This is a genomic window from Pseudomonas sp. AAC, from assembly GCF_000725445.1.
GTDB classification, from domain to species: Bacteria; Pseudomonadota; Gammaproteobacteria; order Pseudomonadales; family Pseudomonadaceae; genus Pseudomonas; species Pseudomonas citronellolis.
The window spans coordinates 232,113-247,115 of record NZ_KL647100.1; the positions used below are offsets into that span (position 1 = coordinate 232,113).

The following is a 15,003-nucleotide window of genomic DNA, read 5'->3' on the forward strand; positions in this document are numbered from 1 at the left end:
CTCAGGCCATGTCGCTGTGGGCGAAGCCCTGGCCGAGGAAGTCCAGCAAGCCGCGCACCGACGGCAGCAGGCCGCGCCGGGACGGGTAGACGGCATGCACGATGCCGGTGCGCGGCGCCCAGTCCGGCAGCAGGTTGAGCAGGCTGCCGCCGGCCAGTTGCTCGCGCACCACCACCGAGGGCAGGTGCACGGCGCCCACGCCGGCCACCGCCGCCTGGCGCAGCGCCATCAGGTCGTCGGTGATCAGCCGCGGCTGGTAGCGGGCCTGGGCGCGTACCCCCTCGGGGCCGTCCAGCTGCCATTGGTACTCGCGCTGCGGCGAGCCCCAGTGCAGCGTCGGCAGCGCCGCCACCTCGGTGGGCGAGGGGCGCTGGCCCAGGCGCTGGCGCAGGGCCGGCGCGCCCACCACCATCTGCCGGCTCTCGCCCAGCACCTTCATCACCAGCTCGCTGCCTTCCAGTGGCGGGAAGCGCACGCGCAGGGCGATGTCGAAGCCTTCCTGGATCAGGTCCACCTGACGGTTGGTGGCCTCCACCTGCAGCTCCACCAGCGGATAGCGCAGCATGAACTCGGCCAGCATCGGGCCGACCCAGAAATTCAGCAGCGCCGTGGGGCAGCTCAGCCGCACCCGGCCCTGGGGTTCGGCGCGGTGGCGGTCGATGACCTCGGCGGCGCCCTCGGCCTCCACCAGCATGGCCAGGCAGTGGCGGTGGTATTCCTGGCCGATCTCGGTCACCGAGAAGTGCCGGGTGGAGCGCTGGATCAGGCGCACGCCCAGGCGCTCCTCCAGGGCGGCGATGCGCCGGCTGAGCTTCGACTTGGGCTCGCCCAGGGCGCGCCCGGCCGGGGCGAAGCCACCGTGCTCGACCACCTGGGCGAAGTAGTAGAGGTCGTTGAGGTCTTCCACGGCGCTGTTCTCCAAATGGAACGCTGAAGGTGATTTTCGCAGTCTACCGGCTATAGCGTTGCAGTTCTAAGGTGGCTCCAGACTCTCAGGAGGCACCCCATGAAAGACATCCTCGGCATCTACAGCGCCCCGCGCCCGCACTGGGTCGGCGACGGCTTCCCGGTCCGCACCCTGTTCTCCTACGACCGCCTGGGCGACCAGCTCAGCCCCTTCCTGCTGCTCGACCACGCCGGACCGCAGGACTTCCCCGGCGACGGCGCCCGCCGCGGCGTCGGCCAGCACCCGCACCGAGGCTTCGAGACCGTCACCCTGGTCTACCAGGGCGAGCTGGAGCACCGCGACTCCAGCGGCGCCGGCGGGCGCATCGGCCCCGGCGACGTGCAATGGATGACCGCCGGCGCCGGCATCCTCCACGAGGAGTACCACGCTCCGGCCTTCAGCCGCAGCGGCGGCACCCTGCACATGGTGCAGCTGTGGGTGAACCTGCCGGCGCGCGACAAGCTCACCGCGCCGGCCTACCAGACCCTGCTGGACGCCAGCATCCCCCAGGTCGAGCTGCCCGGCGGCGCCGGCCAACTGCGGGTGATCGCCGGCGACTACCGCGGCCACCGCGGCCCGGCCCACAGCTTCAGCCCGCTGGATGTCTGGGACCTGCGCCTGAACGCCGGCAAGGCCTTCGAGCTGCGCGTCGAGCCAGGCCGCAACACGGCGCTGGTGGTGCTGCGCGGCAGCCTGCGGCTGAACGGCGGGCAACGGGCGGAGGAGGGCCAACTGGTGCTGTTCGAGCGGCAAGGCGATGCCATCCACATCGAGACCGAAAGCGACGCCCTGGCGCTGCTGCTGTCCGGCGAGCCGCTGGACGAACCCATCGTCGGCTACGGCCCCTTCGTCATGAACAGCCGCGAGCAGATCGAGCAGGCCCTCGACGACTTCCGCCGCGGGCGTTTCGGACAGATGGCCGGCTGAGCGTCACGTGCCGGACTCGGCCAGCGCCTAGTCTGGTTGGATGCCCGCGCCGGAGCGCGCGGGCTGTTCGGGCAGGACGCCCATTTGCGAGGAAACGGAAATGAATAACTTCGGCAACGTCGCCAACTTCGACGGCCAGCGCCCGGTGATCGACCCCGACGACACCGCCATGCTGCTGATCGACCATCAGAGCGGGCTGTTCCAGACGGTCAAGGACATGCCCATGACCGAACTGCGCGCCAACGCCATCACCCTGGCGAAGATCACCAGCCTGGCGAAGATTCCGCTGATCACCACAGCCTCGGTGCCCCAGGGCCCCAATGGCCCGCTGATCCCCGAGATCCACGAGGCCGCGCCGCATGCGCAGTACGTGGCGCGCAAGGGCGAGATCAACGCCTGGGACAACCCCGACTTCGTCGCCGCAGTGGAGAAGACCGGCAAGAAGACCCTGGTCATCGCCGGCACCATCACCAGCGTGTGCATGGCCTTCCCGGCGATCGCCGCGGTCAACGCCGGCTACCGGGTGTTCGCGGTGATCGACGCCTCCGGCACCTACTCCAAGGCCGCCCAGGAAATCACCCTGGCCCGCGTGGTGCAGGCCGGCGTGGTGCCCATGGACACCGCCGCGGTGTGCTCGGAAATCCAGCGCACCTGGAACCGCCCCGACGCCGCCGAGTGGGCCGAGGCCTACAGCCACATCTTCCCGCACTACCGCCTGCTGATCGAAAGCTATGCCAAGGCCCAGGCGGTGGTGAGCAACCACGAAACGCTGGATTCGCAGCGCTGACGACACCCCTTGCCCGGCGCGGGCCGGGCGTTTCCCCCAGCAAGAGGAAAGCGCAATGAGCAAGCCCTATGTTCGCCTCGACAAGACCCAGGCCGCCGTGCTGCTGGTCGACCACCAGGCCGGACTGCTGTCCCTGGTGCGCGACATCGAACCGGACAAGTTCAAGAACAACGTGCTGGCCCTGGCGGACCTGGCCAAGTACTTCAAGCTGCCGACCATCCTCACCACCAGCTTCGAGAGCGGCCCCAACGGCCCGCTGGTGCCGGAGCTGAAGGAGCTCTTCCCCGACGCCCCGTACATCGCCCGCCCGGGCAACATCAACGCCTGGGACAACGAGGACTTCGTCAAGGCAGTGAAGGCCACCGGCAAGAAGCAGCTGATCATCGCCGGCGTGGTCACCGAAGTCTGCGTGGCCTTCCCGGCGCTGTCGGCCCTGGAGGAAGGCTTCGACGTCTTCGTGGTGGCCGACGCCTCCGGCACCTTCAACGAAGTCACCCGCGACGCCGCCTGGCGCCGCATGGAAGCCGCCGGCGCGCAACTGATGACCTGGTTCGGCGTGGCCTGCGAACTGCACCGCGACTGGCGCAACGACATCGACGGCCTGGCCGCACTATTCTCCAGCCACATCCCGGACTACCGCAACCTGATCACCAGCTACAGCACGCTGACCGCTGGCAAGTGAGCCCGGCGCGCACCGGTGCAGCGGTGCGCGCTCCAATCGGCCGCCGGCTGGGGACGCCCGGCCGGCGGTTCGAGGGCAAAGTCCGTAACCCTCTCCCGCTTGCGGGAGAGGGCTGGGGTGAGGGCGCTCTTAACCCCAACACCTACGCTCCCGGCAAACCTCACTCACAAACAACGCAACCCCCATCCCCCACCCGCCGCAGCAACTCCACCAACGTCCGCGCACACCCCGGCAGCGCCTCGCGCTCACGCATCAACACACTGCGCTCACGCACCACCCAGGGCTCGTCCAACTGCAGGATGCTCAACCCCATGCTGCGCTGGTGGCGGCGCGCGGCGGTTTCCGGGAGCACGCCGATGCCCACCCCGGCCTCGATCATCCGGCAGGCCGCCTCGAAGCTGGCCACCTGGATGCGCAGGTTGAGGGTGCCGCCCAGGCGCTCCACCTGCTCGCGCAGGAAGCTCTGCAGGGTGCTGCCCTCGTGCAGGCCGACGTGGAAATAGCCGAGGGTGTCGGCCAGGGTAGGGCGGCCCAGGCGTTCCAGGGCATGGCCCGGCGGCACCACCAGCACCAGGTGGTCGGTGCTGAAGTGGAGGATCTCCAGGCCCTCGGCGCGCACCGGGCCGGCGACTATGCCCAGGTCCGCCGAGCCGTCGAGGATGGCGCGGACGATGTCGCGGTTCAGGCGCTCCTGCAGGTCCACGGTGACGGCGGGGCGCTCGGCGAGGAAGCCGGCCAGTACCTCCGGGAGGAACTCGGTGACCGCCGTGGTATTGGCGAAGATGCGGATGTGCCCGGCCTGGTCGCCGCCCTGTTCGCCGAAGTCGTCCTTGAGCCGTTCCACCTGGCGCAGGATCAGGCGCGCGTGTTGCAGCAGGCGCTGGCCGCTGGGAGTCAGCTCCACGCCGCGGTTGTCGCGGTACAGCAGACGGCTGTCGAGCTGGCCTTCCAGGGCCTTGATGCGGGCGCTGGCGGCCGCCGCCGAGAGGTGTGCGCGGCGGGCGCCCTGGGTCAGGCTGGGGGATTCGGCGATGTGCACGAAGAGGCGCAGGTCGGCCAGGTCGAAGTGCATGGTGAAGGTATCCGGGTGGCGTTCGGTTTCGATTAACGCCGGATTATGGAAATGCGGATTCTCGGAACGCAAGCCCCTCGGCATCCTGTTCGGAAACTTCCACGGAAGAGAAACCATGAGTGAAATGTCCTACGCAGCCTGGATAGGCCGCACCCAGGAAAGCCAGGAAGAACTGAGCACATTGCTGGTCAGCCGCCTGGCCGCCACCCTCGGCGAACCGGCCCCCGCCGCCGGCGAGGCGCTGCCGCCGCTGTGGCACTGGGCATTCTTCCAGGACGCCGTGCCCGAGGCCGGCCTGGGCGCCGACGGCCACCCGGCGCGCGGCGGCTTCCTGCCGCCGGCGGACGGGCGCAACCGCATGTGGGCCGGCGGCCGCCTGGAGTTCCACGAGCCGCTGCTGGTCGGCCGGCAGGCCAGCCGGGTGACCACCATCCTCAAGGTCGAGGAAAAGCACGGGCGCACCGGTGCGCTACTGTTCGTCACCCTGCGCCACGACTACCTGCAGGACGGCCGCCTGGCCCTGCGCGAGGAGCAGGACATCGTCTACCGCGAACCCAGCCCGCCCAAGCTCGGCGGCACCGAGGCGCTGCCCGAAGGCGCCTGGCGCGAGGCGGTCGAGCCCAGCCCGGTGCTGTTGTTCCGCTACTCGGCTGTAACCTTCAACGGCCACCGCATCCACTACGACTGGCCCTACGTCACCGGCACCGAAGGCTACCCCGGCCTGGTGGTGCACGGCCCGCTGATCGCCACCCTGAACCTGCGCGCCTTCTGCCGCGCCAACCCCCAGGCGCGCCTGCGCCGTTTCGCCTACCGCGGCCTGCGCCCGCTGATCTGCCCCGAGCCGTTCGAGCTGGGCGGCCGCCCCAGCGGCCCCGGCAAGGCCGAGGTCTGGGCCGGCAACGCAGCCGGCATCGCCCAGCGCGGCGAAGTGGAATTCGACTGAACCCCCATCGAGGAACCCCCATGAGCAGCACCCCGGAAGAACTGCAGGCCATCCGCGAAGGCGTGCGCGCCCTGTGCGCGGAATTCCCCAGCGCCTACTGGCGCGAGATCGACGAGCGCAAGGGCTTCCCCGAAGCCTTCGTCAAGGCCATGACCGAGGCCGGCTGGCTGTCGGCGATGATCCCCGAGGAATACGGCGGCTCCGGCCTGGGCCTGGCCGAGGCCTCGGTGATCCTCGAGGAAGTGAACCACTGCGGCGGCAACTCCGGGACCATCCACGGGCAGATGTACAACATGTTCACCCTGCTGCGGAATGGCAGCGAGGAACAGAAGCACTACTACCTGCCGAAGCTGGCCAGCGGCGAGCTGCGCCTGCAGTCCATGGGCGTCACCGAGCCGACCACCGGCACCGACACCACCAAGATCAAGACCACCGCCGTGCGCCAGGGCGACAAGTACGTCATCAACGGCCAGAAGGTGTGGATCTCCCGCGTGCAGCACTCCGACCTGATGATCCTGCTGGCGCGCACCACGCCGCTGGCCGAGGTGAAGAAGAAGGCCGACGGCATGTCGATCTTCCTGGTCGACCTGCGCGAGGCCATCGGCAACGGCCTGACCGTGCAGCCGATCGCCAACATGGTCAACCACGAGACCAACGAGCTGTTCTTCGACAACCTGGAAATCCCCGCCAGCAGCCTGATCGGCGAGGAAGGCAAGGGTTTCCGCTACATCCTCGACGGGCTCAACGCCGAGCGCACGCTGATCGCCGCCGAGTGCATCGGCGACGGCCGCTGGTTCATCGAGAAGGCCAGCCAGTACGCCCGCGACCGCGTGGTGTTCGGCCGCCCCATCGGGCAGAACCAGGGCGTGCAGTTCCCCATCGCCGAGGCGCACATCGAGATGGAGGCGGCCGACCTGATGCGCTGGAAGGCCTGCGCGGAATACGACGCCGGGCGCAACGCCGGGGCCGCGGCGAACATGGCCAAGTACCTGGCGGCCAAGGCCAGCTGGGAGGCGGCCAACGCCTGCCTGCAGACCCACGGCGGCTTCGGCTTCGCCAACGAGTACGACGTCGAGCGCAAGTTCCGCGAGACGCGCCTGTACCAGGTGGCGCCGATCTCCACCAACCTGATCCTGTCCTACGTGGCCGAGCACCTGCTCGAACTGCCGCGCTCCTTCTGACCTGCGAGCCCAAGGACGACAAGCGATGAACAATACCCACGCCCTGGCCGAATTCCTCGCCGGCCTGCGCTACGAAGACCTGCCGGCCGCGGTGGTCGCGCGCACCGAAGACCTGTTCCTCGACTGGCTCGGCTCGGCCCTGGCCAGCCAGGGCCGCCACCCGATCCCGCTGTTCCAGCGCCATGCACAACGCATGGGCCCCGCGGACGGACGCAGCCGCGTGCTGGTCGACGGTTCATCGACTTCGGCGTACTTCGCCGCGCTGGTCAATGGCGCCAGTTCGCATCTGGTGGAACAGGACGACCTGCACAACAGCTCGGTGCTGCACCCGGCTACCGTGGTATTCCCGGCAGCCCTGGCCGCCGCCCAGGACCTGGGCAAGTCCGGCCGCGAACTGATCCTCGCGGCGGTCGCCGGCTACGAGGCGGGCATCCGCATCGGCGAGTTCCTCGGCCGCTCGCACTACCGCATCTTCCACACCACCGCCACGGTCGGCACCCTGGCCGCCGCCGTAGCCGTTGGCAAGCTGCTGGGCTTCGACAGCCGCCAGTTGGTGAACTGCCTGGGCAGCGCCGGGACCCAGGCCGCCGGGCTCTGGGAATTCCTCCGCGACGCCGCCGACTCCAAGCAACTGCACACCGCCAAGGCCGCCGCCGATGGCCTGCTCGCCGCCTACCTGACCGCCGATGGCCTGAGCGGCGCGCAGAACATCCTCGAAGGCGAGCAGGGCATGGCCGCCGGCATGTCCAGCGACGCCGACCCGCGCCGGCTGGTGGACGGCCTGGGCAGCCGCTGGGCGCTGGTCGAGACCTCGTTCAAGTTCCACGCCTCCTGCCGCCACACCCATCCCGCGGCCGACGCCCTGCTGGCGCTGATGCAGCGCGAAGGGCTGCAGGCCGAGGACATCGCCCGCGTCACCACCCGCGTGCACCAGGGCGCCATCGACGTGCTCGGCCGTGTGGTGGTGCCGCAGACGGTGCACCAGGCGAAGTTCTCCATGGGCACGGTGCTGGGCCTGATCGCCGTACATGGCAAGGCGGGGCTGGTGGAGTTCGAGCAGTTCGCCCTGCAGGACCCGCGCGTGGCCGCCTTCCGCGACAAGGTGGGCATGCAGCTGGATGCCGAAGTGGACGGCGCCTACCCGCAGCGCTGGCTGGGCCGCGTCGAGGTACTCACCAGCGACGGCCGCCAGTTGCACGGCGGCATCGACGAGCCCAAGGGCGACCCGGGCAACAGCCTCAGCCGCGCCGAGCTGGAAGACAAGCTCCGCCGCCTGCTGGCCTTCGCCGGCGCCCGCGGCGAAGCCGAGGCCAGCCGGCTGATCGACGCCAGCTGGCGCCTGCACGACCTGCCGAGCCTGGAAGCCTTTGCCTGAGTAGCCCACGGCCCGGGCGGGCGGCCTCCGGAACCCGGGGGTTCACAGAGCGCGGGGCGCCGCCCGCCCGGACCGTGGATACACACCGATAGCGCTGCGCCGTCCCTGGCGGAGGCGCACGAGACACCTGGAGCACCCATGAACCCGCGTCCCCTCGACGGCATCACCGTCATCAGCCTGGAACACGCCATCGCCGCGCCGTTCTGCACCCGCCAGCTGGCCGACCTCGGCGCCCGCGTCATCAAGGTCGAGCGCCCCGGCGTCGGCGACTTTGCCCGCGGCTATGACGAGCGCGTGCGCGGCATGGCCTCGCATTTCGTCTGGACCAACCGTTCCAAGCAGAGCCTGGCCCTGGACCTCAAGCAGGGCGAGGCCCACGCCGTGCTGGAGCAACTGCTGGAACAGGCCGACGTGCTGGTGCAGAACCTCGCGCCCGGCGCCGCCGCGCGCCTGGGGCTGTCGTTCGAGGCGCTGCACGAACGCTTCCCGCGCCTGATCGTCTGCGACATCTCCGGCTATGGCGAAGGCGGCCCCTACGAGCAGAAGAAGGCCTACGACCTGCTGATCCAGAGCGAGAGCGGCTTCCTCTCGGTCACCGGCGGCCCCGGCCCGGACGAAATGGCCAAGGCCGGCTGCTCCATCGCCGACATCTCCGCCGGCATGTACGCCTACAGCGGCATCCTCTCGGCGCTGCTGCTGCGCGGGCGCACGGGGGAGGGCAGCCGGGTGGAGGTCTCCATGCTCGAAGGCATGGCCGAGTGGATGGGCTTCCCCATGTACTACGCCTTCGAGGGCCAGGCGCAGCCGCCGCGCGCCGGCGCCGCCCACGCCACCATCTACCCCTATGGACCATTCCCCGCCGGCGACGGCAAGAACGTGATGCTCGGCGTGCAGAACGAACGCGAGTGGAAGGTCTTCTGCGAAATGGTGCTGCGGCGCCCGGAACTGGCGGAAGACCCGCGCTTCACCGCCACCAGCCTGCGGGTGGCCAACCGCGACGCCCTGCGCGCTCTGATCATCGAGGCCTTCGCCGGGCTGAGCGCGGCGCAAGTGGTGGAGCGCCTGGAACAGGCGCAGATCGCCAACGCCCACGTCAACGACATGCAGGGCCTGTGGAACCACCCGCAACTGCAGGCCCGTGACGCCTGGCGCGAGATCGACAGCCCGGTGGGCCGCCTGCCGGCGCTGCTGCCGCCGGCCCGCAGCAACGCCTATGCGCCGCGCATGGACGCCGTGCCGGGGCTGGGCGAGCATACCGACAGCCTGCTCGCCGAGCTGGGCTACAGCGCCGCCGACATCCAGCGCCTGCACGAGCAGGGCGCAGTGTGAGCCGAACCTGACCAAGGACCCCGCATGAGCCCCATCGTCCGTTCCGCCCTGTTCGTCCCCGGCAGCCGCCCGGAGCGCTTCGCCAAGGCCCTGGCCAGCGGCGCCGACGCCGTGATCGTCGACCTGGAAGACGCCGTCGAGGCCTCGCTCAAGGCCCGCGCCCGCAACGACCTGGCGGCCTTCCTCGAAGTCAACCCGCAGGCCCGCGTGCGAGTGCGGGTGAACGCCGTCGGGCACCCCGAGCACGCCGCGGACCTGGAACTGTGCCGGCGCCTGCCCGGAGTGGCAGGCATTCTTCTGCCCAAGGTCGAATGCGTCGGCGACCTGCGTGCCGCGTCAGCCTGCGGCAAGCCGATCTGGCCGTTGATCGAAAGCGCCCGTGGGTTGCTGGCCGTGGGGGAAATAGCCGCCTGCGCCGGCGTCGAGCGCCTGACCTTCGGCGGCCTCGACCTGGCCCTGGACATCGGCATGAGCAGCGGCACCGCGGCGGCCGCCAGCGTCTACGACCAGGTGCGCCTGAGCCTGCTGCTGCATTCGCGGGTCAACGGCCTGCAGGCGCCGCTGGACACCGTCTACCCGGCCTTCGACGACGCCGAAGGCTTCGCCGCCACCCTCCGCCACGGCCGCGACCTGGGCCTGGTGGGCGCGCTGTGCATCCACCCGAAGCAGGTCGCCGTGCTCCATGCCGCGCTAGCCCCCAGCGCCGAGGAACTGGCCTGGGCGCGCCGGGTGCTGGCCGCGGCCGAAAGCGGCGCGGCGGCCTTCCAGGTGGACGGCCAGATGGTCGACGCCCCGGTCCTGGCCCGCGCCCGCCGCCTGCTGGCCAACGCGGGCGAACCGTAGGGCGTACAAAGTCCTACACCTTCCGGCAATGCCCCGTAGGATGGTGTTGAGCGAAGCGATACCCATCGCCACGGCCGCATGGGTTTCGCAAGCTCAACCCATCCTACGAAGAGCGCTTCGGTGCCGTAAGCGAATCAGGCGAACACGAAATACTTGCGCACCGTCTCCACCACTTCCCAGGTGCCTTTCAGCCCCGGCTCGATGACGAACACGTCGCCGGCCTTCAGGTGCACCGGCTGCTCGCCCTCGGGGGTGATGATGCAGTAGCCGTCGAGGAAGTGGCAGTACTCCCACTTCTCGTAGTTCACCTCGAACTTGCCGGGGGTGCAGATCCAGGTGCCCATGATCTTGCTGCCGTCCGCCGAGGTGTAGGCATTGAGGTTGACGGTGTGCGGGTCGCCGCCGATGCGCTTCCACTTGGTGGCATCCAGCACGGGGGTGGGGCAGGTTTCGCGCAGTACGGTGATGAAGTCGGACATGACAGCTCCAGGTCGGTGGGATGTGGCCCGCCACCATAGGGGCAACGGCCACGCCGGAGTTGCCTGGATTCGACGCCGATGTGCCTGGAAACGCTGCGGCCTTGACCCGTGGCAATCCATGCGAGGGGTGTTCCTGTATTCATTGTGCGAATCCTGCCGCCGGTAGGTTTGAAACCTGGCGATTCCTTGCCTACACCTAAAGGCGAGCCAGACTGTTGCAGCGATGCTGCGCAGCCGGGGAGTAGGGCACGCCAAATACGTCAAACGACCAAGGAACGACATCCATGACAAGCAAACTGCTCGGCAAGAGTGCGATCTTCGCGGTTCTCGGCGCCGCCAGCCTGTTCGCCCAGGCGGACCAGGCCGGGGGCAACGGCTGCGGTTGGGGCAACATGCTGTTCGAAGGGCAGCGCGGGTTGTTCCCGCACCTGCTGGCTACCACCACCAACGGGACTTCGGGCAACGCCACCTTCGGCCTGACTTCCGGCACCAACGGCTGTAACTCCGATGCGCGGCTGGGGTATGGCGGTCGTTCGATCTTTGCCATGAACGGCATGCTCGACAACATTGCCGAGGATATGGCCAAGGGGCATGGAGATGCGCTGGATGCCTATGCCACCCTGCTGGGGGTGCAGGCTCAGGATCGTGCGCATTTCGCGCAGGTTACTCAGCGGCACTTTGGGGAGATCTTCGCCAGTAAGGATGCGACCGGGGAGCAGGTCTATGCCAACACCTTGGCGGTGATGCAGCGTGATCCGACGCTGGCGCGCTATGCCAAGCAGCCTGCCTGAGGTTCGCGTAACGAGGCTGTTCACTTAAGAGAGAATGCCGTTTCTCTTCATTGGGGAAACGGCATTTTCATGTGGGGTGGGGCTAGGGCTTCGATTTTTAACTCGTCATTCCCGCGAACGCGGGACGCGGCTCCATCGCGAACAGCGCTTGCGCTGGCCCGAAGGGGAATAACCCAGTTGCCTTCTTGCTCGGTATAACGCGCCGCTCCGAGTCTGCGGACATTTCTCGTTTCGCCCCCTCGGGCGAGTCCCTTTTGTAAATCGCCACAAAAGGAACCAAAAAGGCTTGCCCCGACATACGGGCCCGATGGAGCCGGGCTACCCTCGCGAATTCCCCCGCCACGGAGGCCCGCCCCGAGGGGACGTCCCTGTAGCCCATCGGGGCTCTCGCGACATCCATGTCGCATGACCTCCTGAGCGCGGGTTTCGTTCGGCCTTCTGAAGGGGCACTCCGGTGCGCTCGGATATTCCTCTGGAAATCCTGCTCTTCGTAGGAGCGAGCTTGCTCGCGAACCCCGCAGTCACTGGGTTCCCGCGTTCGCGGGAATGACGGGGATAGATAGGTGTTTCAGGATAACTCTGGATTCTCCCTTCGCTGAGGACAGCCCCTCTCCCTTCAGGGAGAGGGTTGGGGAGAGGGCGCTCTTGAAGCCAGCGCCTACGCCACCGGCAAACCCCGTTCGCGAGCAAGCTCGCTCCTACAGTCATGATGGCATCGGTGTATCGGCCAACGGCGTATAACCGCGAACGGTTATACGCCCTACGAACCTGCCGGCTGACACTGCGTTATCCACCCACGCCGAACAGCCCCCTCTCCCTCCGGGAGAGGGCTGGGGTGAGGGCAACGGACTCCACCAACACTCCGCTACCAAAACCTGTAACTCCGCCCCCACACCCTAACCCTCCCCCGCAAGCGGGAGAGGGGACTGTTCGGTGTGATGCTCAACCACGAACCCGCCTGAAATAGCCAATGGGCAACGGCGCATAACCGCGAACGGTTATGCGCCCTACGTTCTGGCGCGCTACCGCCGGATGCTCCGGGCCGGGCCCTCAGGACGGATGAGGCTGCGCCACGCCAACCGGCCGCTCGTCCGCCACCATGACGCGGTTGCGGCCGGCCTGCTTTGCCTGGTAGAGCAGGGCGTCGGCGGTCGCTAGCACCGCGCCGACGTCCGTCCGTCCCTCGCTGCTGAAGGCCACGCCCAGCGACAGGGTCACCCGGCCCACCTGCGGGAAGTCCGTGCGTTCCGTCGTCAGGCGGATGCGTTCGGCGACTTCCGCCGCCACGCCGAGCGAGGTGGCCGGCAGCAGCAGGATGAACTCCTCGCCGCCGGCGCGGCACGGCAGGTCGCCGCTGCGCGAGTTGCACCGCAGTACCTCGGCGAAGGCTTGCAGCACCTGGTCGCCGGCGGCATGGCCGAAGGTGTCGTTGACCTGCTTGAAATGGTCGATGTCCATGCTGATCACCGCGAAGGGCTCGCCGCGCGCCACCCAGCTCGCCAGGGTGGCCTCCAGCGCGCGGCGGTTCGCCAGGCCGGTCAGCGGGTCGCTCTGGGCCTGGCGGTTGAGCTGGCCGATGCGCTCCTGGGTCATCTGTCCGCCGATGATCAGCGCCCGGCGGATGCGCCAGGCCTCGAAGTACCAGGCGCGCACCCCCTCGATGCGCTCGGTGTTGTCCAGCTGCGCCGCGTAGTCGGCCAGCCGGCGCAGGGGGTGGCTGATCCGCGCGGCTATCCACCACAGCAGCGGGAAGCCGAGCAGGATCATCGGCACTATTCCCGCCAGCACCTGCAGCATCAGCGCGCGCACGGCGCCGAGGGTGACGCTCAGCGGCTGCTGCGAAACCACGCCCCAGCCGCTGTCCGGCACCGCCGCGTAGCCGGCGAGCATCTCCAGGCCCTCTTGACTGGTGACCTGCATGGCGCCGCTTTCGCCGCGCAGCGCGGCATCCACCGCGGCGTTGACGCCGATCGTCTGGCCGATGCGCTCGCGCTCGGGGTGGTAGAGCAACTGGCGCTGCTCGTCCACCAGGTAGACGAAGGAGGTGTCCTTCTGGAAGTGCCGGCTGACGATGTGGTTCAGCGAATTGGCGCGGTTCAGGTAGATGGTCCCGCCGACCAGGCCGAGGTAGTCGCCGCGGGCGTTCCACACCGGATGGGAGACGAACACCACCCGCTCGCCGGACTGCGAATGGAAGGCCGGGCTGATCATCGCCTGGCGCATTTCCAGGGGGCGCTTGGAGAGGATCTTGCGGCCATTGGCGCTGAGCCACTGGGGCAGGGCGCTGAGGATCCGCCCGGTCGCGTCGACGATGACCACTGTATTGAAGCTGCCGTCCTGGCGGGCCAGGCGTTCCACCTCGGCGCCGCGGACCGCCGCATCGGCGAAATCACGCCCGAGGACAGTCGCGCTGTAGGCCAGGCGGTCCAGGGACGAGGCGAGGCTCTGGTTGATGCTCAGCGCAACCTTGGCCGCATAGGCCCGGTTGTGTTCCAGCGCACTGAGGACCAGCGTCTCCCGCTGGATCCGGTAGGTGGCGAACAGGTCGTTGGCCAGGGTCGCGATGGCCGCCAGGGAGGCGAACAGAAGGATCAAGGTGCGCAGGTTGAGCCTGGGCATGGGCCCCAAGGACATGGTGGATTCCGTCGATACTGTGGAGATCGCCGCGCCATCCACCCGGGCCGGACATGCCTGGCGCGAGCGCGCTTTCGAGGGGCTCGACGCCGTGGCTGGAGGCGGGTGGATGGCAGACGCCAGGGCGCCATTATGGACAAGGCCGGGCGCCGCGCCGGGGGTATTGGCGGAGATTCAGGGGCGGGGGCTGTAAAGCAGGAAGATTCCGTCGGGAATATGGGACAGGTCGGGGGCGGCTGCCCCTTGCCCCGGCGATGCATGGCATCCGGCACCGGGGCGCAAGGGGCTTCAGGCGCGGCGGGCGGGCTGTTCGTCCTTGGCCACGCTGGCGCAGCAATGCAGCAGGGCATCGCGGATCATGAAGTTGACCAGGGTCGGGGAAACCCCCAGCTCGCGGGCGATCTCCTTCTGCTGCACGCCGTGCAGGCGGTACATCTCGAAGGCGTAGCGGGTACGCTCGGGCAACTGGCTCAGGGCCTCGTCGATCTGTTCGAGGGTGTCGAAGTTGATGTGCAGGGTTTCCGGCGTGGCGCCGTAGGCCGCCTCGGCCTCCATCAGCTCCTGCGGCGCGCCGGTGTGGCGCTGCTCCAGCGCCTGCTTGCGGTAGTGGTCGATGGCCAGGTTGCGCACCACCTGGAACAGGTAGCTCATCTGCGCCTTCAGCGGAATGGAGGCGCCGGAGGCGTTCTGCAGGCGGAAGAAGGTGTCCTGCACCACGTCCTCGGCATGGGAACGGCAGCCGAGGAAGCGCGAGGCGAACTTGACCAGGATGGAACGATTCTCGATGAAGGTCGCGACCAACGGGGAGGCATAACGGGAGGTGGGCAGTTCATCCAGCATGAGAATCACCTAGCGGCAGTGTGGGTGGGCAAATCGCTAGTCAGGTACGCATCCAGCGAGCCGAGCCGGAAAGTATTTGAAATGAGAATCATTGTCAACAATTGTAAATGAATGTTCTTGCTGGCCGGAAAGCCCCGTGCAGACTGGCTTTGTGCCATCCGGGCGGGCTCGCCG

Annotated in this window: 14 protein-coding genes; 9 read left to right on the forward strand and 5 right to left on the reverse strand. The window is 68.5% G+C overall.

Annotated elements, in window-relative coordinates; genetic code table 11:
• Position 1: 1 nt before the first annotated feature.
• The gene (locus FG99_RS24595; RefSeq protein ID WP_043272748.1) at positions 2-907 is read right to left on the reverse strand and encodes a LysR family transcriptional regulator; all 906 of its coding nucleotides are present in this window, start codon (positions 905-907) and stop codon (positions 2-4) included.
• 99 nt (positions 908-1,006) lie between these two features.
• Between FG99_RS24595 and FG99_RS24600 the strand changes: the two genes are divergently transcribed.
• The 3 genes from FG99_RS24600 (at position 1,007) to ycaC (ending at position 3,342) form a co-directional block, all read left to right on the forward strand.
• On the forward strand, positions 1,007-1,873 hold the full coding sequence (locus FG99_RS24600) for a pirin family protein (RefSeq protein WP_043272749.1): 867 nt from the start codon (positions 1,007-1,009) through the stop codon (positions 1,871-1,873).
• Between the two features lie 100 nt (positions 1,874-1,973).
• Entirely contained in the window at positions 1,974-2,660 is a 687-nt protein-coding gene (locus FG99_RS24605; protein WP_043272750.1) for a hydrolase, read from the forward strand.
• Between the two features lie 55 nt (positions 2,661-2,715).
• Positions 2,716-3,342, forward strand: coding sequence for an isochorismate family cysteine hydrolase YcaC (gene ycaC, locus FG99_RS24610; protein WP_043272751.1), 627 nt, complete (start codon positions 2,716-2,718; stop codon positions 3,340-3,342).
• Positions 3,343-3,502: 160 nt separating this feature from the next.
• On the opposite strand, the gene FG99_RS24615 is transcribed toward ycaC, so the two are convergent.
• Positions 3,503-4,414, reverse strand: coding sequence for a LysR family transcriptional regulator (locus tag FG99_RS24615; RefSeq protein WP_043272753.1), 912 nt, complete (start codon positions 4,412-4,414; stop codon positions 3,503-3,505).
• Positions 4,415-4,529: 115 nt separating this feature from the next.
• Here FG99_RS24615 and FG99_RS24620 point away from each other — a divergent pair, with 115 nt between their 5' ends.
• From FG99_RS24620 to FG99_RS24640, 5 genes are all read left to right on the forward strand, one after another.
• Positions 4,530-5,357 (forward strand): HTD2 family dehydratase, encoded by an 828-nt coding sequence (locus FG99_RS24620; protein WP_043272755.1) that lies wholly within the window; start codon positions 4,530-4,532, stop codon positions 5,355-5,357.
• Positions 5,358-5,377: 20 nt separating this feature from the next.
• A complete protein-coding gene (locus tag FG99_RS24625; protein ID WP_043272757.1) occupies positions 5,378-6,538 on the forward strand; it encodes an acyl-CoA dehydrogenase family protein in 1,161 nt (386 codons plus the stop codon).
• Positions 6,539-6,563: 25 nt separating this feature from the next.
• Entirely contained in the window at positions 6,564-7,913 is a 1,350-nt protein-coding gene (locus FG99_RS24630; RefSeq protein ID WP_043272758.1) for an MmgE/PrpD family protein, read from the forward strand.
• Between the two features lie 138 nt (positions 7,914-8,051).
• Entirely contained in the window at positions 8,052-9,242 is a 1,191-nt protein-coding gene (locus FG99_RS24635; protein WP_043272759.1) for a CaiB/BaiF CoA transferase family protein, read from the forward strand.
• 24 nt (positions 9,243-9,266) lie between these two features.
• On the forward strand, positions 9,267-10,085 hold the full coding sequence (locus FG99_RS24640) for an HpcH/HpaI aldolase/citrate lyase family protein (protein WP_043272761.1): 819 nt from the start codon (positions 9,267-9,269) through the stop codon (positions 10,083-10,085).
• 134 nt (positions 10,086-10,219) lie between these two features.
• Here the strand turns inward: FG99_RS24640 and FG99_RS24645 are convergent, their stop codons facing one another.
• Positions 10,220-10,564 carry a cupin domain-containing protein gene (locus FG99_RS24645; protein WP_009622067.1) on the reverse strand — a complete coding sequence of 115 codons (345 nt, stop codon included), beginning with the start codon at positions 10,562-10,564 and terminating at the stop codon, positions 10,220-10,222.
• A gap of 284 nt (positions 10,565-10,848) precedes the next feature.
• Here FG99_RS24645 and FG99_RS24650 point away from each other — a divergent pair, with 284 nt between their 5' ends.
• The gene (locus tag FG99_RS24650; RefSeq protein WP_009622065.1) at positions 10,849-11,355 is read left to right on the forward strand and encodes a DUF3015 domain-containing protein; all 507 of its coding nucleotides are present in this window, start codon (positions 10,849-10,851) and stop codon (positions 11,353-11,355) included.
• Positions 11,356-12,405: 1,050 nt separating this feature from the next.
• Here the strand turns inward: FG99_RS24650 and FG99_RS24660 are convergent.
• Positions 12,406-13,989 carry a GGDEF domain-containing protein gene (locus tag FG99_RS24660; protein ID WP_051879221.1) on the reverse strand — a complete coding sequence of 528 codons (1,584 nt, stop codon included), beginning with the start codon at positions 13,987-13,989 and terminating at the stop codon, positions 12,406-12,408.
• A 288-nt stretch (positions 13,990-14,277) separates the two neighbouring features.
• On the reverse strand, positions 14,278-14,829 hold the full coding sequence (locus FG99_RS24670) for an RNA polymerase factor sigma-70 (protein WP_043272766.1): 552 nt from the start codon (positions 14,827-14,829) through the stop codon (positions 14,278-14,280).
• Positions 14,830-15,003 lie beyond the last annotated feature (174 nt).